This window comes from Ruegeria sp. CH8 (assembly GCF_056536985.1).
The window spans coordinates 169,906-193,221 of sequence record NZ_JBQFQR010000008.1 but is presented as its reverse complement, the minus strand read 5'-3'; the positions used below and the strand labels follow the sequence as shown (position 1 = coordinate 193,221).

The 23,316-nt window shown below is 59.3% G+C and carries 20 protein-coding genes and 1 tRNA gene; 12 read left to right on the top strand and 9 right to left on the bottom strand.

Annotated elements, in window-relative coordinates; genetic code table 11:
• Positions 1-11: 11 nt before the first annotated feature.
• The 9 genes from ACR0ER_RS11585 (at position 12) to speB (ending at position 9,692) form a co-directional block, all read left to right on the top strand.
• Positions 12-305 carry a (2Fe-2S)-binding protein gene (locus tag ACR0ER_RS11585; protein ID WP_480769096.1) on the top strand — a complete coding sequence of 98 codons (294 nt, stop codon included), beginning with the start codon at positions 12-14 and terminating at the stop codon, positions 303-305.
• The gene (gene bfr / locus ACR0ER_RS11580; protein ID WP_480769047.1) at positions 253-738 is read left to right on the top strand and encodes a bacterioferritin; all 486 of its coding nucleotides are present in this window, start codon (positions 253-255) and stop codon (positions 736-738) included. The genes ACR0ER_RS11585 and bfr overlap by 53 nt, the downstream gene beginning before the upstream one ends.
• Positions 698-2,239 carry a di-heme oxidoreductase family protein gene (locus ACR0ER_RS11575; protein ID WP_480769046.1) on the top strand — a complete coding sequence of 514 codons (1,542 nt, stop codon included), beginning with the start codon at positions 698-700 and terminating at the stop codon, positions 2,237-2,239. The genes bfr and ACR0ER_RS11575 overlap by 41 nt, the downstream gene beginning before the upstream one ends.
• Before the next feature lie 3 nt (positions 2,240-2,242).
• On the top strand, positions 2,243-3,253 hold the full coding sequence (locus tag ACR0ER_RS11570; RefSeq protein ID WP_480769045.1) for an imelysin family protein: 1,011 nt from the start codon (positions 2,243-2,245) through the stop codon (positions 3,251-3,253).
• Positions 3,254-3,256: 3 nt separating this feature from the next.
• Positions 3,257-4,339, top strand: a complete 1,083-nt coding sequence (locus ACR0ER_RS11565; RefSeq protein WP_480769044.1) for a DUF1513 domain-containing protein — start codon at positions 3,257-3,259, stop codon at positions 4,337-4,339.
• 100 nt (positions 4,340-4,439) lie between these two features.
• Positions 4,440-6,329 carry a biosynthetic arginine decarboxylase gene (speA, locus tag ACR0ER_RS11560; RefSeq protein ID WP_480769043.1) on the top strand — a complete coding sequence of 630 codons (1,890 nt, stop codon included), beginning with the start codon at positions 4,440-4,442 and terminating at the stop codon, positions 6,327-6,329.
• 22 nt (positions 6,330-6,351) lie between these two features.
• On the top strand, positions 6,352-7,575 hold the full coding sequence (locus tag ACR0ER_RS11555; protein WP_480769042.1) for a saccharopine dehydrogenase family protein: 1,224 nt from the start codon (positions 6,352-6,354) through the stop codon (positions 7,573-7,575).
• Between the two features lie 108 nt (positions 7,576-7,683).
• Positions 7,684-8,853 (top strand): carboxynorspermidine decarboxylase, encoded by a 1,170-nt coding sequence (gene nspC, locus ACR0ER_RS11550; RefSeq protein WP_480769041.1) that lies wholly within the window; start codon positions 7,684-7,686, stop codon positions 8,851-8,853.
• Positions 8,850-9,692, top strand: a complete 843-nt coding sequence (gene speB, locus ACR0ER_RS11545; protein WP_480769040.1) for an agmatinase — start codon at positions 8,850-8,852, stop codon at positions 9,690-9,692. The genes nspC and speB overlap by 4 nt, the downstream gene beginning before the upstream one ends.
• Here the strand turns inward: speB and ACR0ER_RS11540 are convergent.
• Positions 9,689-10,279, bottom strand: a complete 591-nt coding sequence (locus tag ACR0ER_RS11540) for an HD domain-containing protein (RefSeq protein WP_480769039.1) — start codon at positions 10,277-10,279, stop codon at positions 9,689-9,691. The two genes, speB and ACR0ER_RS11540, sit on opposite strands and share 4 nt — an antisense overlap.
• A 101-nt stretch (positions 10,280-10,380) precedes the next feature.
• Here ACR0ER_RS11540 and ACR0ER_RS11535 point away from each other — a divergent pair, with 101 nt between their 5' ends.
• Positions 10,381-11,208 (top strand): LysR family transcriptional regulator, encoded by an 828-nt coding sequence (locus tag ACR0ER_RS11535; protein WP_480769038.1) that lies wholly within the window; start codon positions 10,381-10,383, stop codon positions 11,206-11,208.
• On the opposite strand, the gene lptF is transcribed toward ACR0ER_RS11535, so the two are convergent.
• The gene (lptF, locus tag ACR0ER_RS11530) at positions 11,205-12,344 is read right to left on the bottom strand and encodes an LPS export ABC transporter permease LptF (RefSeq protein WP_480769037.1); all 1,140 of its coding nucleotides are present in this window, start codon (positions 12,342-12,344) and stop codon (positions 11,205-11,207) included. The genes ACR0ER_RS11535 and lptF overlap by 4 nt on opposite strands.
• A 124-nt stretch (positions 12,345-12,468) precedes the next feature.
• Here lptF and ACR0ER_RS11525 point away from each other — a divergent pair, with 124 nt between their 5' ends.
• Positions 12,469-13,497 (top strand): alpha/beta hydrolase, encoded by a 1,029-nt coding sequence (locus ACR0ER_RS11525; RefSeq protein ID WP_480769036.1) that lies wholly within the window; start codon positions 12,469-12,471, stop codon positions 13,495-13,497.
• 156 nt (positions 13,498-13,653) lie between these two features.
• On the opposite strand, the gene ACR0ER_RS11520 is transcribed toward ACR0ER_RS11525, so the two are convergent.
• A tRNA-Trp gene (locus ACR0ER_RS11520) sits at positions 13,654-13,729 on the bottom strand.
• A 143-nt stretch (positions 13,730-13,872) separates the two neighbouring features.
• On the opposite strand from ACR0ER_RS11520, the gene ACR0ER_RS11515 reads away from it, so the two are divergent.
• Complete coding sequence (locus tag ACR0ER_RS11515) at positions 13,873-14,580, top strand: lysophospholipid acyltransferase family protein (RefSeq protein ID WP_480769035.1); 708 nt, start codon at positions 13,873-13,875, stop codon at positions 14,578-14,580.
• Here ACR0ER_RS11515 and ACR0ER_RS11510 read toward each other — a convergent pair.
• From ACR0ER_RS11510 to ACR0ER_RS11485, 6 genes are all read right to left on the bottom strand, one after another.
• Positions 14,577-14,822 carry a MoaD/ThiS family protein gene (locus tag ACR0ER_RS11510; RefSeq protein WP_480769034.1) on the bottom strand — a complete coding sequence of 82 codons (246 nt, stop codon included), beginning with the start codon at positions 14,820-14,822 and terminating at the stop codon, positions 14,577-14,579. The genes ACR0ER_RS11515 and ACR0ER_RS11510 overlap by 4 nt on opposite strands.
• Positions 14,815-17,070 (bottom strand): xanthine dehydrogenase family protein molybdopterin-binding subunit, encoded by a 2,256-nt coding sequence (locus ACR0ER_RS11505; RefSeq protein WP_480769033.1) that lies wholly within the window; start codon positions 17,068-17,070, stop codon positions 14,815-14,817. The genes ACR0ER_RS11510 and ACR0ER_RS11505 overlap by 8 nt, the downstream gene beginning before the upstream one ends.
• Positions 17,070-17,549, bottom strand: a complete 480-nt coding sequence (locus tag ACR0ER_RS11500) for a (2Fe-2S)-binding protein (protein WP_480769032.1) — start codon at positions 17,547-17,549, stop codon at positions 17,070-17,072. Before ACR0ER_RS11500 ends, ACR0ER_RS11505 begins: the two co-directional genes overlap by 1 nt.
• Entirely contained in the window at positions 17,546-18,412 is an 867-nt protein-coding gene (locus ACR0ER_RS11495) for an FAD binding domain-containing protein (protein WP_480769031.1), read from the bottom strand. Before ACR0ER_RS11495 ends, ACR0ER_RS11500 begins: the two co-directional genes overlap by 4 nt.
• A 129-nt stretch (positions 18,413-18,541) precedes the next feature.
• Entirely contained in the window at positions 18,542-21,754 is a 3,213-nt protein-coding gene (locus ACR0ER_RS11490; RefSeq protein ID WP_480769030.1) for a reductive dehalogenase, read from the bottom strand.
• 254 nt (positions 21,755-22,008) lie between these two features.
• Positions 22,009-23,280, bottom strand: coding sequence for an NAD(P)/FAD-dependent oxidoreductase (locus tag ACR0ER_RS11485; RefSeq protein ID WP_480769029.1), 1,272 nt, complete (start codon positions 23,278-23,280; stop codon positions 22,009-22,011).
• Positions 23,281-23,316: the final 36 nt, after the last annotated feature.

Genomic DNA, 23,316 nt, shown 5'->3' with positions numbered 1-23,316 from the left:
ATAGAATCGCCATGATCGTATGTCACTGCACGAACATAACTGACCACGAAATCCGTGCCGCCATCGACTGGATGCGGGCGTCAGACGAACAAGCGATAATTACACCCGGAAAAGTCTATCACGCTCTTGGGAAATCCGCAGACTGTGGTGGCTGTATGCCGCTTTTTCTAGACACGATGCGATCGAGCGATAATCTGGAAGTACCCATGCAACTCCGCGCACTGCGCGCCGGAGCCACACAGGAGAAATCAGATGAAGGGCGACCCCAAGGTCATAGAATACCTCAACAAATCCCTGCGGCATGAATTAACTGCGGTAAGCCAGTACTGGTTGCATTACCGACTGCAGGAAGATTGGGGTCTTGGTCATATGGCCAAGAAAAGTCGCGAAGAATCCATCGAAGAAATGGAGCACGCGGACAAGCTGATCGAGCGTATCATTTTTCTGGAAGGTCACCCGAACCTTCAGAAAATTGACCCGCTGAGAATCGGCCAGACCCCTAAGGAAACGCTGGAATGCGACCTGGCTGCGGAATTAGACGCCCGCGCATTGTACGCCGAGGCGCGCGAGTATTGCCGCGAGGCGGGCGACTACGTCTCTATGTCGCTGTTCGAAGGATTGCTCCGTGATGAAGAAGGGCATATCGACTTCTTGGAAACGCAGCTTGATCTGTATGAAAGGATTGGCGAAGCCAATTATGCGCAACTCAACGCATCGAAAATGGACGAGGGCGAATAGCCTTTCAGTCCTGTCGCTGGTCGCCCTTGCGGCCACCCAACCCCTCGCAGCAGAGCTGCAGGATCTCCACCTGAATTTTGAACCCAGAACCGAGGATGAGCGCGCCCGGATTACCAATGTTATTGTGGCTCCGGAAGATTTCATCGCTCCGCAACGGTTTGAGGACTTGCCCGCCGGCGCCGCGACAGTCCGCGCCCGAACCGATGCGGATGCATTCTCGCAGCCCTCAGGCAACTTGAGCTTTGAGCAGGAGTTGGACTTCAAGGTCGGCAACGGGCTGTTCAAGAAAATTTGGGTGTCCTCACCCGCTTCTACCCTGGCGTCGGACGGGCTGGGGCCACTCTACAACGCTCGCTCCTGCCAGCGCTGCCACATCAAGGACGGACGCGGCCATACGCCCGCCGGACCCGACGACAACGCGACGTCCATGTTCCTGCGCGTCTCGATCCCGGGCGGTGAGGGTTTTGAGGAGATCGAGGATTATATCGCCACCCAGCCTGACCCGAACTATGGCGGTCAGATGCAGGATTTGGCACTGCCCGGCCACCCGGCGGAATACCGGATGGTTATCACCTATGAAGAGGTCCCTGTGACCCTATCCGATGGTGAAACCGTCACCTTGCGCAAGCCGACGTATCAGGCGGCGGATCTGGGCTATGGCCCACTGCACCCCGACGCCATGCTCAGCCCGCGAGTGGCACCGCAGATGATCGGCCTTGGCCTGCTTGAGGCGATCCCGGTCGAGGACCTGCTGGCAAATGCCGATCCCGATGACGCCGACGGAGATGGCATTTCTGGACGTCCGAACATCGTCTGGTCGAAAGAATACGATGCACCAATGATGGGCCGGTTCGGCCTCAAGGCGGGGATGCCGACGATCATGGAGCAGTCCGCTGCGGCCTTTGCGGGCGATATCGGCATTTCCAGCCCGCTCTATCCTGCGGGCTATGGCGACTGCACCGACGCGCAGGCGGATTGCGTGAACGCCCCGCATGGCGATGGTGACGACCGCGTGTTTGAAGTTGACCAGATTGGCATGGACCTTGTGGCCTTCTACAGCCGCAATCTGGGCGTTCCCGCGCGGCGGGATGTAGATGATCCCGAGGTCCTGCGCGGAAAGCAGGTGTTCCACGACACCGGTTGCGTGTCCTGCCATACCCCTGCCTTTGTCACCCATCGCATGGAGGACCGGCCCGAACATAGTTTTCAGCTGATCTGGCCCTATTCTGACCTGCTTTTGCATGACATGGGAGAGGGTCTGGCTGACAACCGCCCCGAAGGCCGTGCGACGGGTCGCGAATGGCGCACACCACCACTTTGGGGGGTTGGTCTGACCCAGCAGGTTTCAGGCCACACCCAGTTTTTGCATGACGGCCGCGCGCAATCCCTGCTTGAAGCCATCCTGTGGCACGGTGGAGAGGCTCAGGCTGCCCGCGATACGGTTGTTGCCATGCCCAAGCCAGACCGCGAGGCCTTGATCCGTTTCCTCGAAAGCCTCTGACCCATGCGTTTCCTTGCTTTTGCCCTTGCCGTGACATTGCCCTTCCCTGCGCTGGCGCAGGATCGCGGGCCAATTCTGACCGCTACGGTCGATGAGCATGTCCTACCGGGCTTCGCCGCGCTTTCCGACGCGACCGGAGCGCTTACGCAGGCGGCACAGGCCGATTGTGCCGCAACTTCGCCCGAGTTGCGCGCCGCGTATCACACGGCGTTCGACAACTGGATATCCGTCAGCCACTTGCGGTTTGGTCCCTCGGAAACCGATGACCGAGCCTTTGCGCTGGCATTCTGGCCGGACACAAAAGGCTTCACCCCCAAGGCCCTGTCCGGTCTGATCGCCGCCGAGGACAGTGCCGTCGAAACCCCCGAGGCCTTTGCCGAAACCTCAATCGCGGGACGCGGATTCTTTGCGTTGGAACAGATGCTATACGACCCGCGTTTTGCGGATCAGGGCAGCGGCACCTATCGTTGCGCTCTGATACAGGCGATCGCCACCGATATCGATCTGAACGCCCGCGCGATGGACGAAGATTGGGAGAGCTTTGCGATGGCGCTGACCCAACCGGGCGGCAACAGCCCCTACCGATCCGGTGATGAAGCGATGCAAGAGCTGTATAAGGCTCTGATCACCGGTTTGGAATTCACCGGCGACACCCGCCTTGGCCGCCCAATGGGCACCTTTGACCGCCCCCGCCCCAACCGCGCCGAGGCTCGGCGCTCGGATCGGTCCCTGCGCCATGTGGAACTGTCCCTGATCGCGCTGCGCGATCTGGCGGTGCACCTGTCGGCGGACCACCCCGAGATAGCGGTTGACCTGGACGGCGCCTTCGACAAGGCCATCACCCGCGCACAGGCACTGGACGATCCGGCCCTTGCGGGCGTAGCCGATCCGCCGGGTCGGTTCCGGGTCGAGGTATTACAGCAGTCGATCAACGATATCCGTGCAATCGCCTCGACCGAGCTTGGCCCGACATTGGGCATCAGCGCCGGGTTCAACTCATTGGATGGGGACTGACCCGTGCCGAGCCGCCGAAGTTTTCTAACCGGACTTGCCGCAAGTAGTGTGACGCCACTGCGCGGCTGGGCCTCGGTCGGCGCACCGGATTATCTGGCAGCGGCGCTGTTCCCAGATGGCAGTTATCGTCTGGCTGGACTGAGTACGGGCGGAGAAATCCTGTTCTCGCTCGCTCTACCCGGACGCGGCCACGCGGCAGCGGCCCATCCCTTCCGGGCGCAAGCCGTGGCCTTCGCCCGCCGCCCCGGAACCTTCGCGCTGGTCATTGATTGCGCAACAGGCAGTGAAACAGCCCGGCTGACCGCACCCAACGGCCGACATTTCTATGGCCACGGCGTATTCTCGCCCGATGGCACCCGACTTTTCACCACCGAGAACGACTATGAGGCCGGGGAGGGCGTGATCGGCATCTGGGACGCTGCCGATTACAGACGTATGGGTGAGTTCCCCTCAGGCGGCGTAGGCCCGCACGACATGCGCCTGATGCCCGACGGGCAGACATTGGTCATCGCCAATGGCGGCATCGAAACCCACCCTGACATGGGCCGCACCAAACTCAACCTGCCAACGATGCAACCGCGCCTGTCCTATCTGGACCTGAACGGAACGGCTTTTGAGCAGGTGGAACTGCCGCAAGCCCTGCACAAGAACTCGATCCGGCATCTGGCCGTGCGGCGCGACGGTCTGGTAGCGTTTGCGATGCAATGGCAGGGGGACCAGACGCAACATCCGCCGCTGCTGGGCCTGCACCGTCGCGGCGAAGCCCCACACCTTCTGTCCGCCCCCGAAGCCGAGCAAAGCTCGTTGCAAGGCTATGCCGGCAGCGTCGCTTTTTCCGGCGAGGGCGAAACCGTTGCCATCACCTGCCCGCGTGGCAACGCTCTGCACCAGTATAGTACCGCGGACGGCCTGCTTGTTGGCGCGCACCCACTGGAAGACGTCTGTGGGTTAGGCCCCGGGCCCATGGGCTTTGTCTTCACCGCCGGCACCGGAATCGTCGGCGCACTATCCTTGGGGGTTCAGATTTCCGCCCGATCGGACTGCCAATGGGACAATCACCTGATCCCAATTCGCACAACCGGATAAGTTCGGCAAATCCCGTCGCATAGATTACACTTGGACGAATCAAACTGCTGCCGTATTGGCGGGCGCTAAACTGGCACCCCTACGTTAAGGACCGACTTGATTGAAACAGACGCCCGACGCACCGCATTCTATCTACGGGGTTGAAAAATGGGGCAAGGGCCTCATCGAGGTGACGGAGGATGGCGAGATCGGTCTACGCAATCCAATGGCACCCGAGGCGGCGGCGATCAGCCTGCCCGGCATCCTGCACGATCTGGACGAACGCGGCATCAAAGCGCCGATGCTTTTGCGCATCAGTTCCTATCTGGAAAACGAGATCGCCCATATCAACGAAAGCTTTCGCGATGCGATTGCCCGGACTGGGTACAAGGGCACCTATCGCGGTGTGTTCCCGATCAAGGTAAACCAACAGGCGCAGGTCGTCGACCGGATCGTCGAGTTTGGCAAGAAATATGAATACGGACTTGAGGCCGGTTCGAAACCGGAACTGGTGATCGCCCTCGCCCACCGCCTGTCGCGCGAGGCCCTGATTGTCTGCAACGGTGTCAAGGATGCCGAGTTCATCCAACTGGCAATCCTCAGCCGCAAGATCGGCTTCAACACTGTCATCGTTCTGGAAAGCCCGAAAGAGGCCGACACGGTGATCGAGGTCTATAACGAGCTGGGCATCGAACCCCTGATCGGCGTCCGGGTCAAACTGACCAACCAGATCAGCGGCAAGTGGGAGGAAAGCTCGGGTGATCGTTCAGCCTTTGGCATGAACACTGACCAATTGGTCGCGACCGTGGACAAGCTGAAGGGCGCTGGCCTGCTGCATTGCCTCAAGCTGCAGCATTCGCATCTTGGATCGCAGGTACAGGACGTCAACGACGTGCGCCGCGCCGTGGGCGAGGCCTGCCGCTACTACACCGAACTGACGCGTGAAGGTGTGCCACTGACCCATTTGGACCTCGGCGGCGGCATGGGCGTGGACTATACCGGTGAGAAAAAGGCTGCTGAGAACTCGATCAACTACACGGTCGAGGAATACTGCGCCAACGTGGTCGAAACTGTGGCCTATGCCATGGATGAGGCCGAAGTCGCGCACCCGACGCTGGTCACCGAAAGCGGCCGTGCGGTGGTGGCGACGTCGTCCATGCTGGTGTTCAACGTGCTGGAAAGCACACTCTATGACGCGGCAACCGCCCCGGCGGTCGAGGCTGACGATCACCATATCCTTTCGGATCTGGCGGCGGTGCAGGGGTATCTTTCTTGCGACCGACTCCAGGAATGCTGGAACGACGCCAACTTCTATCGCAACGAACTGCGCGCCCTGTTCCGCCGCGGCTATGTTGACCTACGCCAGATGGCCCGTGGGGAACGCATTTATCTGTCGCTGATGGCCCGGATCAAGTCTTTGGCCGCCAGCGACGAGATGGAAACCGATGTGGATGACCAGCTTGAGAAAGTGGCTGACATCTACCACTGTAACTTCTCGCTGTTTCAATCCCTGCCCGACGTCTGGGCCATTGATCAGCTGCACCCGATTGTGCCGCTGCAAAATCTGAACCAGACACCGGACCGGCGCGCGGTTCTGTCCGACATCACCTGCGACAGCGATGGCAAGATCGACCGGTTTATTCTGGCCGACGGTGTCTCGCCCAGCCTGCCGGTGCACTCTCTGCCCGAGGACGACGAATACTACATGGGCGTCTTCTTCGTCGGCGCCTATCAGGAAACGCTGGGCGATTTGCACAACCTGTTCGGCGATACAAACGTGGTCACAATCGACCTGCGCGCCGATGGCGGGTTCGATCTGCTGCACGAGCAAGAGGGCGACACGATTTCCGAGGTTCTGTCCTATGTCGAGTTTGACCCCCAGGATTGCGTCGCCGCCTTCCGCAAAATGGTGGACGAGGCGATCTCGACCGGTACTCTGATGGCCAAGGACCGCAAAACCCTGATGAGCGCCTATCGCGACTCGATCAACGGCTACACCTATTACGAATAACCCCAGAGAGGAGATTACCCCCATGGGAACTTTGAGTGGCAAAACACTGGTTGTCGGCGCGGGCGGCGTATCCCACGCCGCCGTGCACAAGATGGCGATGAATTCGGATATCTTCACCGAAATCACTCTGGCCAGCCGGACCAAATCGAAATGCGACACCATCGCTAAAGCGGTGAAAGAGCGCGTGGGTGTTGATATCGCGACAGCCGAACTGGACGCCTATAAGGTTGAAGATACGGTCAAGCTGATTAAGGAAACTGGTGCCGAGATCCTCGTGAACCTCGCCCTGCCCTATCAGGATCTGGTACTGATGGACGCCTGCCTTGAAGCTGGCATCCACTACCTCGACACTGCGAACTATGAACCCGAGGATGAGGCCAAGTTCGAATACCACTGGCAGTGGGCCTATCAAGAACGGTTCAAAGAGGCCGGCCTGACCGCCATCCTGGGTTCCGGATTCGATCCGGGCGTTACATCCGTCTTCGCTAAATGGCTGAAGAAACACAAGCTGGACACTATCCGCCAAATCGACGTTCTGGACGCTAATGGCGGCTCGAACGATCAGGAGTTCGCGACCAACTTCAACCCGGAAATCAACCTGCGCGAAGTTCTGGCTGAGGTCCGCCACTGGGAAGGTGGCGAGTGGAAACACTCCCCCGCCATGACCCACAAGGTCGAGTTCGACTTCCCCGCCATCGGTCCCAAGAACATGTACCTGATGTATCACGAGGAACTGGAGTCGCTCTCGACTCACTTCCCCGAGATCGAGCGCGCCCGCTTCTGGATGACCTTCGGCGACGCCTATATAACTCACGCCAAAGTGCTGGAGAATGTCGGCATGACCCGCATCGACCCAGTGATGCATGACGGCAAGGAAATCATCCCGATCCAGTTCCTAAAAACCCTGCTACCCGATCCCGGCGATCTGGGCGCGGAAACCAAAGGCAAGGCCTGCATCGGCGACATCGCCACGGGTCAGGCCAAGGATGGCTCAGGCGAGAAGACCTACTACATCTACAACATCTGCGACCACGAAGAGTGTTACGCAGAGGTTGGCAGCCAAGCCGTCAGCTATACCACCGGCGTCCCCGCGATGATCGGCGCAGCGCAGATTCTGAAAGGCAACTGGACAGAGCCGGGCGTGTGGAACATGGAACAACTCGACCCCGATGACTTCATGGACATGCTGAACGAACATGGTCTGCCATGGCAGGTCCATGAACTCGACGGCCCGGTCGAATTCTGACTTCATCTTTTCCAAATACTCCGGGGGTCGCCATTGTCGCGCCATTGGTCCGAGCGACAATGGCGACGGGCGGCGCCCCCGGCCTTCCCATAATCGGAGACGCCGGACATGTCCGACATGATGACTACACAAGCCGGTGATGCCGGAGCCTTCCGCAATTTTGACCTCAACCGTGTGCCCACCCCGTGTTTCGTGGTCGACGAAAAAGCTGTTGAGCGGAACCTGACAATCCTCTCCGATATTGGCACTCGGTCCGGCGCGCATGTCCTCAGCGCGCTTAAGGCGTTTTCGATGTTCTCCCTGGCCCCGTTGATCCGCCAATATCTCGGTGGCACCTGCGCCAGCGGCATCTACGAGGCGCGTCTGGGCCGCGAGGAATACGGAGGTGAGGTCGCGACCTTCTGCGCGGGCTACAAAGACGCCGACATGGACGAAATCCTTTCGCTGTCCGACCACATCATCTTCAACTCTCCGGCGCAAAAGGATCGGTTTCTGGCAAAGGCCCAATCCGCCAATGTTCAGGTCGGCCTGCGCATCAACCCGGAACATTCCGAAGGCGAGGTCCCCAAATACGATCCCTGCGCCCCCTGCTCGCGACTGGGCACGCCGGTCAGCCAACTGACCGCCGAGACCCTAACCGGAGTGGACGGCCTGCACATGCACACGCTCTGCGAACAGGGGTTCGAGCCCTTGCAGCGCACATGGGCCGCTGTCGAGCCGAAACTCAAACCGTTCCTCAGCCAACTAAAATGGCTGAATTTCGGCGGCGGTCACCACATTACGCGCGACGACTACGACCGTGACAGGCTGGTCGCCTTCATCAAAACCATCCGCGGGACATACCGCATCGATGTCTATCTTGAACCCGGCGAGGCGGTCGCATTGGACGCAGGTATTCTGGTCGGAGAGGTTCTCGACCTGCCCACCAACGGCATGAACCTTGCCATCACCGATATCTCGGCCACCTGTCATATGCCGGACGTGATCGAAGCCCCCTATCGCCCTGCCCTGATGGACGAGGCCGAGGCAGGCCACACTTACCGACTGGGCGGACCTTCCTGTTTGGCGGGCGACGTGATCGGGGATTACACATGGAACCAGCCGCTGGAAATCGGCCAGCGCTTTGCCTTCCTTGATCAAGCGCATTACTCGATGGTCAAGACCAACACGTTCAACGGCGTCCCCCTGCCCACCATAGCCCTGTGGAACAGCGAAACGGACGAACTGAAAATCATCAAACAGTTCGGCTATGACGACTTCAAAGAGAGACTTTCATGAGCATTTTCCTCAACAGCGAATTGACGGCGTTTGAGCGTACCGAAAACGCCCGGTTCCGCGTGATCCCTGTTCCGCTGGAGCGCACTGTGTCCTACGGGTCCGGCACGGCCAAAGGCCCCGAAGCCATCATTGAAGCCAGCAACGAGCTGGAACGGATCATCGGCCACGCTGAACCCTGCGTGGAAGGTATCCACACCGAAGCACCACTGGATTGCGACGCGGCGCTTCCCGAAATCATGGAACGTCTGGCCCAGCGCACCGAGGCCGTCGTACGTGCAGGCAAAGTGCCTGTGACATTGGGCGGGGAACACTCGCTCAGCTACGGCGCGGTTATGGGTGTGGCGCGCGCGCTGAACCAACCGATTGGCATCGTCCAGATTGACGCACATGCCGACCTGCGCGATTCCTATCAGGGCGAGAAACACTCCCACGCATCGGTTATGCATCTGTTGGCCGAAGAGGGTATCCGACTAGCGCAATTCGGCGTTCGGGCCTTTTCCACCGAAGAGGCCAAAAGCCGCCTGAGGAACCATGTCTTTCATGTGGATGCCGAGGAACTGGTCACCGGCAACATCCACGCGGTCGACCTGCCCGAGGATTTCCCCGAGCTGATTTACGTCAGCTTCGATGTGGATGGGTTAGACCCGTCACAAATGCCAGCAACCGGCACGCCGGTTCCGGGGGGCTTGGGCTACTATCAGGCGCTGCGGTTGGTTGAACACGCCCTGAAAGGCCGCAAATGCGTGGGCTTTGACGTGGTTGAACTGGCCCCGGACGGCAATGCCGCCTGGGACTTTACCGCAGCTCAGATCGTCTATCGCCTGATGGCCGCCTGTTAATCGTTTGCGGTTTCATTGAGCTCCATGTGCCCTTCGCCCTTGTTCAGGATCCGGCGCAGCATGGGCTCAAAGAACTCCAGCGGTTTGGTTGGGTAGTCCGGGTCAAACGCCTTCTGATCGTATTCATGACAGAAATAGCGGCAGTCCTCCCAATAGGGGCTGTCGCGGTACTTGTCGCGCGCGTTACGGTCCCCGCCCAGATGATGGTTGTAGTAGTATCCTTGAAACACGCAGTGGTGCTTGAGAATCCAGTGGGTTTTCTCGCTGACATAGGGTTTCATCATCGCCGCTGACAGCTCACCGTGGTTGTAGGGCGACAGGATATCGCCTGTGTCATGGATCAATGCCGCGACAACCAGTTCCTCATCTGCACCATCCTCGTACGCACGGGTCGCAGCCTGAAGGCTGTGTTGATAGCGGTTCACAGGGTAGGGCGTCCATTCTTCGTCCAACGAACGGATTGCATCCAGAATCCGATCTGGCAGGGCGGCATTGAAGCTCTCTTCATACTCCATGACAGCGTCCCAGTCGGCTTTTGTGGCTTCTTCAAAACTGGTCCAGGTGGGTTTGTGGCTTTTGTCCAGCATGGCGCGATCCTTTGGCTAATCTGTTAGCGTCAGGCTAACGCAGTTCGCTGACTCAAAAAAATGAATTGATTTTATCGCAGCGAGCAAAAAATACTTTCGATATGCAACTCAAGGCAATCGAGACATTTCTATGCGTGGCAGAAACCGGCGGTTTCCACGCCGCCGCACGCAAGCTGAACGTGACCCAGACAGCCGTCAGCGCCCGCATTCGGCTGCTAGAAGAAGAAACTGGAAAACCGCTTTTCACCCGCGGCGCCGGAGGTACCAGCCTGACCGATTTCGGGCGGCAGTTTCGGCCCTATGCAGAACAGATGTTGTCGTTGTGGACCTTCGCGTCCCACGACCTGCCCGCGCAAACGCAGAACCGGGTTGCTCTGCGATTTGGTGCACAGCTTAGTATCTGGGACCCGTTACTTGTTGATCTGGCCATTCGGTTTGAAAAACGCCTCGGACAGCTTTTGCTGACGCTGAACTACGACCACGATCTGAATATGGTCGAAGCAGTTGCCACCCATGTACTGGACGCGGCGTTGACGCATGAAACCCCATCCGATCCGCGCATACAGTCACATGAGTTAAACCCCGAACGTCTGATGCTGGTTGAAACTCCGACAGAGGGCGATCCGGTTTTCGTCAATCTGGAACTAGGTGAAGTCTATCAGGATCATGTGCGTTCAACAGCACGCCAGGCAGCAGGGCAAACGGTGTTTCTGGGCAATTGTATGATGGCCCTGCGCTACGTCCTTCGACGGGGTGGTACCGGTTATTTCCCGGAATACGTCATACGCAGTCACCTGACTGCCAGGGAACTTTCCCCGGTAGCGGGATCCATGGACCTGATGCTGCCGCTCTATCTGGTGACCCGCCGCGGCAGTGTTACCAGCGATGACATCCTCACTTGCCTGACCGAGCTACGAACAGAAGGCTAAGCCTGTGACAACGCGGCGGGCGTATCCCTGTGGCGCCTTCGCATCAATGGCCGTCCAGCGACCAACAGAAACAGGCACGAAACTCCAATCCCGATAACCGCAGGCAGGTACAGCAGCATCCACAGCTTCGGATCGTCGATTACAACGGGCGACACAAAGCCCCGCACGCCTTCAAGCACGACCAGAATGGTAAAGGCACCCAAGATCTGAGGCCATAAACCAAATCGCGAGAAGCTGCCCAGCATAAGGGTCGAATACCCGGCCAAGGCAACGGCGACACAGATGGCTATCCATGAAAACCGCTGATGCAATTCATCGATCAGTTCACCTTCGGTAAATTCCTCCGCGGCAGCGATTGAATCACGGTCCTTTAAAAGTTCGATCGTGGGGATGGCTTCCAGACTGCGTTTGGCCATGTCATTGCTACTGGTCAGTTCAGATATGTCGTACGAGGCATCCTCGAACAGAGTCGAGGACAAGGTTCGGCCCTGCTGATCCAAGCGCAACGCAATCCCGTCCAGCATCACAAGGTGGATGCCGGTATCATTGCTGACCAAATACGCCGTTTTTGACGAATAGCTGACCGGATTTAACTCATCGCGTCGGTCAGAAACAAATACTTCTGACAGCGTGCCATCCAGATCAATCTGGCCGATATAGACCGTAACACCGTCCGCCGGGTGCAAAAACTCGCCCTCATTCAGCAGTTGCGATGTGACGTCCCCAGCAACCTCGGCCTGACGCTGTTCAAGTTGCTCAATCGAGGCCGGGCGCAGGAACACACTGATTGCAGCCATCATTAATCCGGCCACCAGACCGAAAAGAAAGACGGCCCGCGCCAGACGCCATGGGCTTGAGCCAGTGGCCAACATCACCGTCATCTCGCTTTCGCGGCTCAGACGGTTGGTGGCATAGACAGCGGCCGCAAAAACAGCCATCGGCATCACCGTCCGGATCAGCGACGGCAGGGTCAAGGCGGTAAATTCCAGAAACACCATGGCGGATTGTCCGCCACTAATTACGCGGTCAAAAAGGCTGACAGATCGAGTGATCCAGAACACGCCGACCAGCACCAGGGTGAAAAAGCCGAACAGAATCAGCAATTGCCGCAGGAAGTATCCATCAAAGCGCGACATGTGTCCTCATCCGCGTGTTCGTATTGGGCCGGACTTTATGCCATTCTGCAGACAGAGGGAACCGGGTTTGGCCGGTTCACGCCAACCGAAATTGGCCAAAAACTTCGCCAGAAACTAGTGCGTCGTGGGTGGCGATTTTCTGAACTGGCGCTTTCCAGGCATCAAACTTTGTAGAAATGGAGATTCGTGCCAGAATTCTAAGATTAGATTAGTTGGAGTAGATGACATGGCACTGTTTTTTTCACGACGAACTTACAATTCACAGAAAAAGAAATTTACTCTGAAGCCGGCAGCGAAAACGAGATACGTCAACATCACCAAGAAAAGCGCCGATGGCAGTGTCCGCAAGGGAAGCATTGTCAAAAAGGCCGATTGGCTGAACCTCGTACGCCAACAGGGCGGAGACTCCGCAGTTTTAATTTACGTTCACGGGTTCAACACAAGCCAGAAGGACATGTTGGATCGTTTGGAAAAAATTGAAAACGGCGCCAGATCAAACGGTTTCAAGGGCGCAGTCGTCGCGTTTGACTGGCCCAGCGACGGATCGCCCCACGCTTACGACCGGGACCGTGCTGACGCCAAAGCGGTGGCACCTCACCTTGTTGGAGACGGTATGCTGCCGCTTCTGGGTATGCCTTCCAAACCCAAAGTCCACATACTCGCGCATTCCATGGGAACTCTGGTTGTGCTGCGCGCCTTCTCTGATTTTGGCGACGCTGCTGGCCCGGGCAATAAGATCTGGTCAGCGGACCAGGTGATGTTTGCCTCAGGCGATGTAGACGCGACGTGGTTGGAAAAAGGGGCGTGGGGGAATCTGGTTCTGAAAAAGCGAAGCAAGCGTTTCACGAACTATTACAGCGGCAAGGACAAGGTTTTGTCACTCTCCGGCGGCCTAGTGAACGGCGGTCGGAAACGCGCCGGCCGAGTCGGCATGCCAAAGCTGACCTCGAAAGGTCATTGGGATATCTACTGCGACGAACAATACAAGCGCGATGTCCCCAAAGGAAAACGCTCGATGACCAGATCCCATCGCTGGTGGTTTGACAGCAAAGGCTTCTACAAAGACCTCGCATTGAACCTGGATGGTCAGGATGCGAAAACAATGCCTACACGGCATAAAACGAACATCGGGGACCAGATGTTGTTGACCTAACGTCCAGGCGGTTCGGCGTCTGCGAGGTGGTAATGCGGTGCGCAGACAGGCACCGCTAATTCCCAGATGTTAGGCTGGCTGCTGCAACACGCCTAAACAATGCGCGAATACTATGCCGCTGCAAAGGCAACATCTTGGAAACGGGATTGGGAGGAATGGCAGGGGCAGCAGGGTTCGAACCCGCGACCTACGGTTTTGGAGACCGTCGCTCTACCAACTGAGCTATACCCCTAAGGTGCGCCTCAGATATGCCAGCCGCGCGGCGGACTCAAGAGGCTTTTTCAGATTCTGCGCGACTAATGCATTCGACAAACAAGTTGCGCGCGGCGTTGAGTTCTATAAGACACGGTTTGGTCAGCATAAAGGACCCCATCCGTGAGTATTCGCAAGAAAATCGCCAACAGCGAGGCCGTTTTGAACTGGGCTGCGCGACGGATTGCGAGCTATATCCGGTTGGTCAATCGCAACACCGAATGGCAACGTATCGGATACGAGGAATTGGACCAGTTGGCCGAACAGGGTGAGCCGGTCATCGTTGTGCTTTGGCATCAACGGTTGGCGCAATCGCCCTATTTCTTTCCGCTGGACAAGGGGCGCATCTGCTCAATCACATCCTCCGCACGGGCAGGCAGCATGGTAGGTCGGGTGCAGAAACTGTTCGGCATGGACACAATTGCCATGACCAGCAAACACTCAAACAACATTGCGGTGTCGCGCGAAGTGATCGGAAAGATGAAGCAGGGGATTTCCATCGGCATCGCCGCGGATGGCCCGCGCGGGCCCGAGCGGGTACTGTCCACGGTGCCTTTGGTCTGGGCCCGTACATCTGGCAAACGGGTGTTCGGGATCACTTTTTCCGCGCAGCATGGCAGCGAAGCGGGGACATGGGACCGGCTACTGATGCCCCGCCCCTGGCGGAACAAGGGTGTGTTTCTGTGCCGTGAATGGACGGAAACCGTGCCGCGCAAGGCCTCGGAAGAACAGATCGAGGCCCTGCGCCAAGGTCTTGAACAGCATATGAACGACATCACCGCCGAAGCCGATCGGATGGTCGGCCGCGAGCCGTGGTCGCCTAAGGCTTAACCGCCCCTTAGACGCTGCATCAGGTAAACCTCGCTGCCTTCTGGGATCGGCTCGGTCAAGCCGGTGGCGATGACGCGCCCGTCAATAGCGACGGACACGCCCGCATCAATCGGCCCCTGAAGCTGGGGGTGCTGACGAACCAGTTCCCGTAACAGTTCGCCGGTGGTTTTGGCCTGAACCTCCACCACCTGATGGCCCCCGGTCAGAGACCGGAGACCGGACCAGAGGTGAACCTCAACCATTGTCCTTGAGCGCCGCGAGAATGCGAGGCGGCGACATCGGAAGTTGCTTCATCCGAACGCCCGCCGCATGGGACACCGCGTTGGCGATAGCGGCCAAGGGTGGCACGATACCGGTTTCCCCAACACCACGTACACCGAACGGATGGCCGGGGTTGGGCACTTCGACGATTACCGTGTCGATCATCGGCAGGTCACTGGCAACCGGGATGCGATAGTCAAGGAAGATCGAGTTCTGAAGGCGACCGTCGTCGCCATAGATGTATTCCTCGTTCAGCGCCCAGCCGATACCTTGTGCGGCACCGCCTTGATACTGACCCTCCACATAGGTCGGGTGGATCGCCTTGCCAGCGTCCTGAATGACCGTGTAGCGGGTGACGCTAGTCTTCCCGGTTTCCGGATCGACCTCGGCATCAACAATATGGGTGCCGAATGACACGCCCGCCCCTTCGGGGGTGGCCTCGAAATGGCCCGAGATCGGGCCACCAGTCGAACCCATATGAGCGGTAATATCCGCCAGCGGGCGCGGGTCGAAGTCACCTGCATTTGGGCCCGAAGGCACGGCACAGCCGTTTTCCCATTTCACTGCGTCAGTTGGGATTCCCCAACTGGCCGCCGCGCGTTCACACAGTTTCTCAACCGCGTGTTTGGCTGCCTTGATGGTTGCCAGACCGCTGGCATAGGTCACGCGCGAGCCGTGGCTGACGTCGTTATAGCCCAGCGTAGCGGTGTCGGCGATGGTGACACGGATATTCTCATAGGGAATGCCCAGCACTTCAGCCGCCATCAGCGCCATGGATGCCCGCGAACCACCGATATCGGGCGTGCCGACCATCAACTGTGCCGAGCCGTCCTCGGACAGGGCCAAGGACACCGACGTTTCGCCACCATGGTTGAACCAGAAGCCGCAGGAAATCCCACGCCCCTGCCCCGGTTTCAACGGAGCCGAATAATGTGGATGCGCCTTGGCAGCCTCGAGCGTTTCGACCAGACCGATGCGCTCGTAACGCGGGCCATAGCTGGCCTTAGTGCCTTCGTGCGCGGCGTTTTTTAGGCGAACGTCGATGGGGTCCAGGCCCAGCTTTTTACACATCTCGTCGATGACCGACTCAACGGCAAAGGCCCCCATCGGCGCGCCGGGCGCGCGATAGGCGGCTTGCTTCGGGCGGTTGGCCATGACGTCATAGCCGATCTGTTTGACGTTGGTCAGGTTGTACGCCGCGAAAGCACACATGGCCGTCATGTCGCCCGGAGCGCCGGGGAATGCCCCACCCTGCAGGCGGAAGTCGCCGCGCGCCGCGGTGATCGTGCCGTCCTTCTTCATGCCGATCTTGATGTCCATCGATGCCGAGGCTGTCGGCCCGGTCGCCCGGAACACCTCGGACCGACTCATCACCAGTTTGACCGGGCGGTTGGCCTTACGGCTGAGCGCCAGTGCCACGGGTTCGATGAAAACAGTGGTCTTGCCGCCGAAGCCGCCGCCAATCTCGGACGCGGTCACCCGCAGTTGCGAGGTCTCGATTCCCAGCAGAGCCGCACAGGTCTTCTGCGCGATCCAGTGGCCTTGGGTGGTGCACCACAGCTCACCTTTGCCGTCATTGCCCAGCATCCCCAGACAGGCGTGCGGTTCGATGTAACCCTGATGGGTCGCCTCGGTGGCAAAGCTGTCTTCCATCACCAGATCAGCCTCGGCAAAGCCGGCCTCAACATCTCCATGACCGCTTTCGTGATAGCGCACGACGTTCGGGTGCATCCCTTCGGGAACGGAATAATCCGCAGCACCTTCGCGGATCACGGGTGCGTCGGGTGCCATCGCCTTGTCCACGTCGGTGACGTGGGGCAGAACCTCGTATTCAACCTCAATCAGCTTGAGCGCATCGCGCGCCGCCAGGGCTGACGTGGCCGCAACGGCTGCTACCGCGTGCCCGTCATACAAGGCCTTTTCCCCCGCCATGACGTTTTCCAGCACGTTCCAGAACTCACCCTCCAGACCGGGCTTGAACGGTACTTCGGCGAAATCTGCACGGGTTACGACGGCTTTGACGTCCTTATGTGCCTCCGCTTTCGAGGTATCGATCTTCACGATCCGCGCATGGGCGTGCGGCGAGCGCAGGATCGCCCCGTGCAGCATCCCCGGCGCATAGGCATCGGCGCCGAATTTGGCGCGGCCTGTCACCTTGTCTAGCCCGTCCGGGCGATCCGGGCGGGTGCCAACAAAAGTAAATTCAGATTTGCGATCGTCGAGTGCCATTACGAAGCCTCCCGCAGTTCTTCTGCCGTTTCCATCACGGCACGAATGATCTTGTCATAACCGGTGCAGCGGCAGAGGTTGCCTGCCAGCCAGTACCGGGTTTCCTCTTCGGTCGGGTTGGGGTTCTTTTCCAACAGCGACTTGGCGGCAACCAGAATGCCCGGGGTGCAGATACCGCACTGAAGGGCGGCATGTTCGATGAACTTCTTCTGCAGCGGGTGCAGAACATCCCCGTCGGCGATCCCTTCGACGGTTTCGATCTGTCTACCATCCGCCTCAACGCCCAGCATCAGGCAGGAACAGACCAAACGGCCATCAACCGTGACCGAGCACGCGCCACAGTCGCCGGTGCCGCAGCCCTCTTTCGCTCCGGTCAGGTTCAGCTTGTCGCGCAGACAATCCAGCAGGGTTTCGCGCGGATCGCACAGGTATTCAACCGTGTCTCCGTTCACGGTGGTGGATACGTGGAGTTTGCTCATGCTTGCTCTCCCTTGGCACGGGCATAGGCGATTTTAGCGGCCCGCTTGGCCAAAACGCCAGCGACCTCGGTGCGGAACGCAATGGTGCCGCGCTTGTCGTCGATCGGGTTGCAGGCAGCCGAGGCGGCGGCAGCCAAAGCGTCCAGCGCGGCGTCATCCAGCGTGCTACCGATGATTGCTTTAGCGCAGTCTTCAACCAGCAGGACAGTAGGAGCCACCGCGCCCAAAGACACCCGGGCCTCGGTGATGGTATCGCCGTCAAGACGCAGGTTTACGCCAACGCCGACCACGGCAATGTCCATTTCCGTGCGCGGGATGAATCGCAGGTAAGCATCACCGCCATTCTCGCCGCGCGCGGGGATGTTGACGGAGGATATCACCTCTCCCTTCGCCAGCGACGTTTTGCCGGGGCCCGTGGGGATGTCTTCGACAGCCACCTCGCGGTCTCCGTCCGAGCCAGTCACGGTCACGGTCACACCTGCAGCCACCATTGCCGGAACCGAATCCGCCGCCGGAGAACCATTGCACAGGTTGCCCGTCAATGTCGCGCGCCCTTGTACCTGTGTCGAGCCGATCAGATCCATGGCTTCAACCACACCGGGCCAGTCGCGACCAAGCTCGGGATGCTCACTCATTTCGGCACCGGTGGCGGCAACGCCGAGCCTCCAGCTGCCATCGGCGTTGCGCGTGATATCACGCACGCCGTCGATTTTCTTGATGTCAATCAGCGTATCAGGCGTCACCAGTTCCGAGCGCAGTTGCACCAGAACATCCGTGCCGCCTGCCAGAAACCGCGTAGTGCCCGTCGCGTTTGCAGCCAGTGCCGACGCCTCGGCAAAGCTGGCGGGGCTGTGATAATCCATGAAAATACCTCGCACCTGTTGATCAGGGTAGACTGGGGTTCGCAGGGGACGTTAGTGCAGCAACCCCCCGGCGTCCATGGCAGGAGCGACCAATTTTTATGTTACCGGATGTCGTTTCCTGACCTTATGTCAGAGGTCAATCTCGATCACACCGTCCGGCTGCGCTGCTCGGCTTTGGCACAGTATGATAGCGCTCTCGCGTTGTTTGTTGGACAGAACGAAATCGCGATGTTCGATTTTGCCGGAAACTACGCCGCATTTGCAAACCCCACAGATGCCATCGGCGCATTTCACATCCACGTGAATTCCTGCCTCATTCAACACCTGCGCGGCGTCCTTTTCCGCAGGTACCGCCAGCTCACGCCCCGACCGAACCAGCTTCAGGGTGAACGGGTGATTTTCATACTCCGGCTGTTCGGGAACCGAGAAGTACTCCAGATGCCGCGCATCCTCGGGAAAACCCTGCCATTCCGCCGCCTGCATGACGCCGTCCATATAGCGGTCCGGACCGCAGGTGTAGACATGCCAGCCGTCCTGATAACCGGACAGGATCCCATTCAGATCAGCGCGCGTGCCTTCGTCCGAAAAGTGATAGTGCACGTGATCCGCCCAAGGCATCGCAGCCAGATCGTCCATATACCCCGCACCCGCGCGGGTGCTGGCGGAATAGTGCAACTCGAACGGTTTGCCCAAAGCGTGCAAACGGTGGGCAAATGCAATCATCGGGGTGATGCCGATGCCGCCGCCCATCAGGAAGGTTTTGGTCGCCGTTTCCTCCAACTCGAAATGATTGATCGGTTTCGAGATGAAAACCTTGCGCCCCTCGTTGAAGATACGATGTAGCATGGCCGAGCCGCCGCGCCCCTCATCCTCGCGCAGCACGCCGATCTGATAGGTCGCCCGGTCCGAGGGGTCGCCGGACATGGAATACTGCCGCAGGAATTCCGGCGCGACCAGAACATCCAGATGCGCGCCCGCAGTCCACCCTGGCAGTGGAACACCGTTAAGTGGCGAGAACTCGTATTTGGTCACGTCTGCCGTCATCTTGTCGACCTTCGTCAGTTCGACCCGCATCACTGGTGCGTCCCCAGCGATGGTATAGCGGTGGATGACCGACATGTCCCCGGCAGCCTTGCGGGCTTGGTATTCCTCGGCTGTCACCATTTCCTGATAGGCCGCGATTCCGACCTCGCGGTCCATAGCGAAGGGATAGGGCCAGGGATGCGGGGCCAGATAGGCGGGGTAGACGGCCAGCGTCTGATCTTCGTATTTCAAGTCCAGATCGGTTTGCAGGTCGCGCCGGTTCAGAGGGTGTTCCGTTGGGCGGTACGCGCCATCCGACTGCAACTCGATGTCCCACCACCATTTCTTGGTGTCGTTCAACCCGCCATTACCGACCGCATCGTCCAATTTTGCCAACACAGGAGCTGCCTGCGGAATGTTCATCGCGGCCCAGCGGAAGGGGCGTTCCTTGAATATCCCTTCAAGGTTCCACGGGCAGGTTTTCATACACCGCCCGCACATTGCTCCGCCCGGAGTGGTCACCCGGTAGGTGGCGCATTTCTGACTGTCGGATTTCCAGATTTCATAGCCGTTGAACATAAGTTTCGGCCCGGCGGTGATCGCCCCCGAAGGACATTCGCGCGCGCATTTGTTGCAGCTTTCACAGAATGTCTGAAGACCGAAATCAATCGGCTTGTCGTGTGCCATCGGCATATCCGTCGTTACTGCGCCGGATTTTAAACGCGGGCCGAGATAGGGGTTCAGGATGACCTCGCCGATCCGACTGACCTCACCCAGGCCGGACAGCAACAACAGCGGAGGCTGCAACACCTCGCCATCCATCACCGTATGCGCCTTGGCCTTGTAGCCGAGATTGCGGATCTGCTGCGCGACTACTCCGCCCAGCAAGGAAAAGCGCAGATAGGCGCGCATCGACTGGGCCACGCTGATCCAGTCATCGCCGCTTGCGCCCTCCATCGTTTCATAGCCCTGATCGATGATCATGCTGATGGCTTGATCGTGTGGCGGAGTGATCTCCTCGCCCGTCGCATCATGGGAATACCACGCCCAGTCCGGGCACCGGCTGAGGCCCACCGCATCCACGCCAAGGAAATAAGTCGCGGCCTTGATGTTCGCAGCGTTGCGCGTTGCGTCGGTCGGCGGCGTCGCATCGGCGCTGTCGCCGTCCTGCAGAAGAACAAACGCGCCCAGCGCGCGGCGTTGCGCGAAACTCGGTGCGGACTTGCGCACGTAATAGCCGCCCTTCGCCGCATCCTGCAGATGCTTGCCCATATCCCCGAACTGCGCCCGCGCGAACATATCGGCGCGTTTGGGCACGCGAGCGACGTTTTCTTCGTCGATATAGGTGGTCGGCGTCTCAACCCGCTTAAGATTCTCGAACGGATGCGCCCCGTCCACGTAACGCCGCTTAGCGTAAGGGTCACGGTTCAGTGCGTTCTTGGCAAAACCAGCGCCCAACCACCAAGCAGGTCCCTGAGTGCGGAACCAAGGCTGCTGCGCCATCGGTTGCAGGGGCTGGTCATGGGCAATTTCCATCTCGGTGGTCACGGTGGCCAGACCGAAGCGCTTGCCCAGCCATGGGGCAATAATGTCGCCATCCTCGACCGAGGCCAGACCCGCCGCAACAGCCAGCCTGCCCAGATCGACCTCGGACGACATTACCGAATGTGCCCGTGCGTCATAGCCCAGTAGGCGGATATAGTTGGCGATCACCACCGCGTTCTCGGTCGCCAACAGGCAAGCTCGGTGATCCTGCGCGTCGATGATCCAGTCTGCGCCGGGTTCCTCGGGAGAGGGGTCGCGGTTGTGTTCGTAGAGGAAAACGATGGCATGGCGGTGCGAGCCCATCGGCCTGGGCTCGGCCTCCATGCTTTCCTTTAGATCGGCCATGATCAAGTCAATGCCTGATGCCAGCGTCTTGGTCTGCCGTGTCTTTAGTGCATGCGCCAAACGGTCGATATCAGGGTTGCGTCGTGGTTCAGCCAGCATCGCCTCGGGCGGCAGCGGGCCACAACCGATCATCGAGGCATCGTTGAAGTAACCAAACGCCTTCAGATGATTGGCGCGTTCAACCGGATCGTCCGGGACGTCGGAAACCACCGGGTTTACGAACCCGTCGCGGATGGTGTCCATCATCGCCTGAAACTCACCCATCGCGTTGACGATGCTTTCAGGCTGATCCGGGCGATGAAAGCTGAGCGTCCGCATCGGTTTCACCACAGCCAAGTCAGGCGTCGACACCTGCCGCGCCAGCCGCTCCAAAGGATACCGGCCCATGTGGACCGGTCGGTTCTTATCCGAGAAAAAGCGGATCCCCATCGAGCACCTCCTGATGATGACTGTCACCTAATGCCTACTGGACTGCAAATCCATACATGACCAGACACAGATCGTTCGAGCAAAACTGATCTCGCCGGTAAGGGCAGCGAGTCGCCACGGGCTTTCCGACAGTCCTCATTTAAGGTCTCAATCTACGTGGCCTGTCACCTGCGCGCACAACAACCCGACCCATCCTTGGTAGCGCACCCGGATCGAGGCCGTCGCCGCAGCGTTGCAGGACTGAGTTACCATGATCAGAACCGCGCCTTGACGAAATGGGTCAACGCCGCACCGGTTTCGAAATAGGCGCGCCGCAGGCCGGTCCAACTTTCGTGGTATTCAGCGATTACCGGAACGGGCAGTAGCGACGGATCATCCTGCAGCAGGCTTTCCGCCATAAGTCGACCAAACACGGTGCCCGGGCCGATGCCGCGCCCGGAATACCCATGCACCGACAGCGCGTTAGGACCTATCTGCGTGATCTTGGGAATGTGGTCCGATGTCATGGCGATCCGGCCGTGCCAACCCTCGATCAACGGCTGACCAGCCAGTTGCGGGAAAAGCTCGGCCAGTTTGCGTCTGATCCAGGCGGTGTGGGTGGAGCGGCCCGCTTGCCCCAGATCGCCCATCGCACCGATGATCAGGCGTCCTTCACCGTCTATGCGAAACGAGGTCATGATCAGGCCGGTATCCCAGCATCCCTCTCCGCCCTGCAGGATACTAGAGCGTAGATTGTCGGACAGCGGTGCGGTCGCGAACTGGAAATAATAGACCGGCACATATTCCGGAGCGGTCGCCTGAAGCCCCTGGTGATAGGCATTAGTGGCCTGAATCACCGACTGCGCACGCACTGTGCCTTGATCAGTTTCCAGCGTCCAAACGCCGTCGCTGTGCTGAATGGATTGGACCGGGCTTTGGGTCGCGATATGCGCTCCGGCCTCGGCGGCAGCGCGAGCAAGGCCCCGGACGTAACTCAGCGGCTGGATCGTCCCCGCGCGCGGATCGAACAGAGCACCTTGGAACGCGGCGCTGCCGGTGCGCTGTTCAGTCTGGTTGGCAGACAGCAGTTCAACCGGAGCACCTTTGGCGGATAGCTGCATGTGTCGTTCCTGCAGGTCTCGCAAACCTTTAGTGGAATGCGCGCAGTGCAACGTACCGTTCCGCACCGGTTCGCAGTTGATGTCATGCTTTTCGATCAGATCAAAAACATCGCCGGGCGCGGTGGCCAGCAGGTTAATCAGACGATCCCCTGCGTCACGACCAAGATGCTGGCGAATGTCGTCGGGCGGCAGCCATAACCCGGCATTTGCCAACCCGACATTGCGCCCCGAGCCACCATGGCCGATCTCCTGCGCCTCAAGCAGGCACACAGACGCCCCGGCCCGCGCCGCCGTCAGCGCAGCGGAACAGCCCGTATAACCGCCACCGATCACAGCCAGATCAACGGTCAGATCTTCGGTCAGGGGAAGGCTTTCGACATGCTCTCGGCAGGTTTTCAGCCAGAGTGACTGGTTGTGGTCGCTCACGCCGGGCTCCTTGAATTTGTGCGGATCATCAGGGCT

Coding starts and splice junctions, on each gene's coding strand:
- nspC (WP_480769041.1), top strand. CDS start 7,684: ATGTCCGACATGATGACTACACAAGCCGGTGATGCCGGAGCCTTCCGC.
- ACR0ER_RS11585 (WP_480769096.1), top strand. CDS start 12: ATGATCGTATGTCACTGCACGAACATAACTGACCACGAAATCCGTGCC.
- bfr (WP_480769047.1), top strand. CDS start 253: ATGAAGGGCGACCCCAAGGTCATAGAATACCTCAACAAATCCCTGCGG.
- ACR0ER_RS11535 (WP_480769038.1), top strand. CDS start 10,381: ATGCAACTCAAGGCAATCGAGACATTTCTATGCGTGGCAGAAACCGGC.
- ACR0ER_RS11490 (WP_480769030.1), bottom strand. CDS start 21,754: ATGGGGATCCGCTTTTTCTCGGATAAGAACCGACCGGTCCACATGGGC.
- ACR0ER_RS11510 (WP_480769034.1), bottom strand. CDS start 14,822: ATGGTTGAGGTTCACCTCTGGTCCGGTCTCCGGTCTCTGACCGGGGGC.
- ACR0ER_RS11555 (WP_480769042.1), top strand. CDS start 6,352: ATGGGAACTTTGAGTGGCAAAACACTGGTTGTCGGCGCGGGCGGCGTA.
- ACR0ER_RS11570 (WP_480769045.1), top strand. CDS start 2,243: ATGCGTTTCCTTGCTTTTGCCCTTGCCGTGACATTGCCCTTCCCTGCG.
- ACR0ER_RS11500 (WP_480769032.1), bottom strand. CDS start 17,549: ATGAGCAAACTCCACGTATCCACCACCGTGAACGGAGACACGGTTGAA.
- ACR0ER_RS11540 (WP_480769039.1), bottom strand. CDS start 10,279: ATGCTGGACAAAAGCCACAAACCCACCTGGACCAGTTTTGAAGAAGCC.
- speB (WP_480769040.1), top strand. CDS start 8,850: ATGAGCATTTTCCTCAACAGCGAATTGACGGCGTTTGAGCGTACCGAA.
- lptF (WP_480769037.1), bottom strand. CDS start 12,344: ATGTCGCGCTTTGATGGATACTTCCTGCGGCAATTGCTGATTCTGTTC.
- ACR0ER_RS11495 (WP_480769031.1), bottom strand. CDS start 18,412: ATGGATTATCACAGCCCCGCCAGCTTTGCCGAGGCGTCGGCACTGGCT.
- ACR0ER_RS11505 (WP_480769033.1), bottom strand. CDS start 17,070: ATGGCACTCGACGATCGCAAATCTGAATTTACTTTTGTTGGCACCCGC.
- ACR0ER_RS11575 (WP_480769046.1), top strand. CDS start 698: ATGCGCAACTCAACGCATCGAAAATGGACGAGGGCGAATAGCCTTTCA.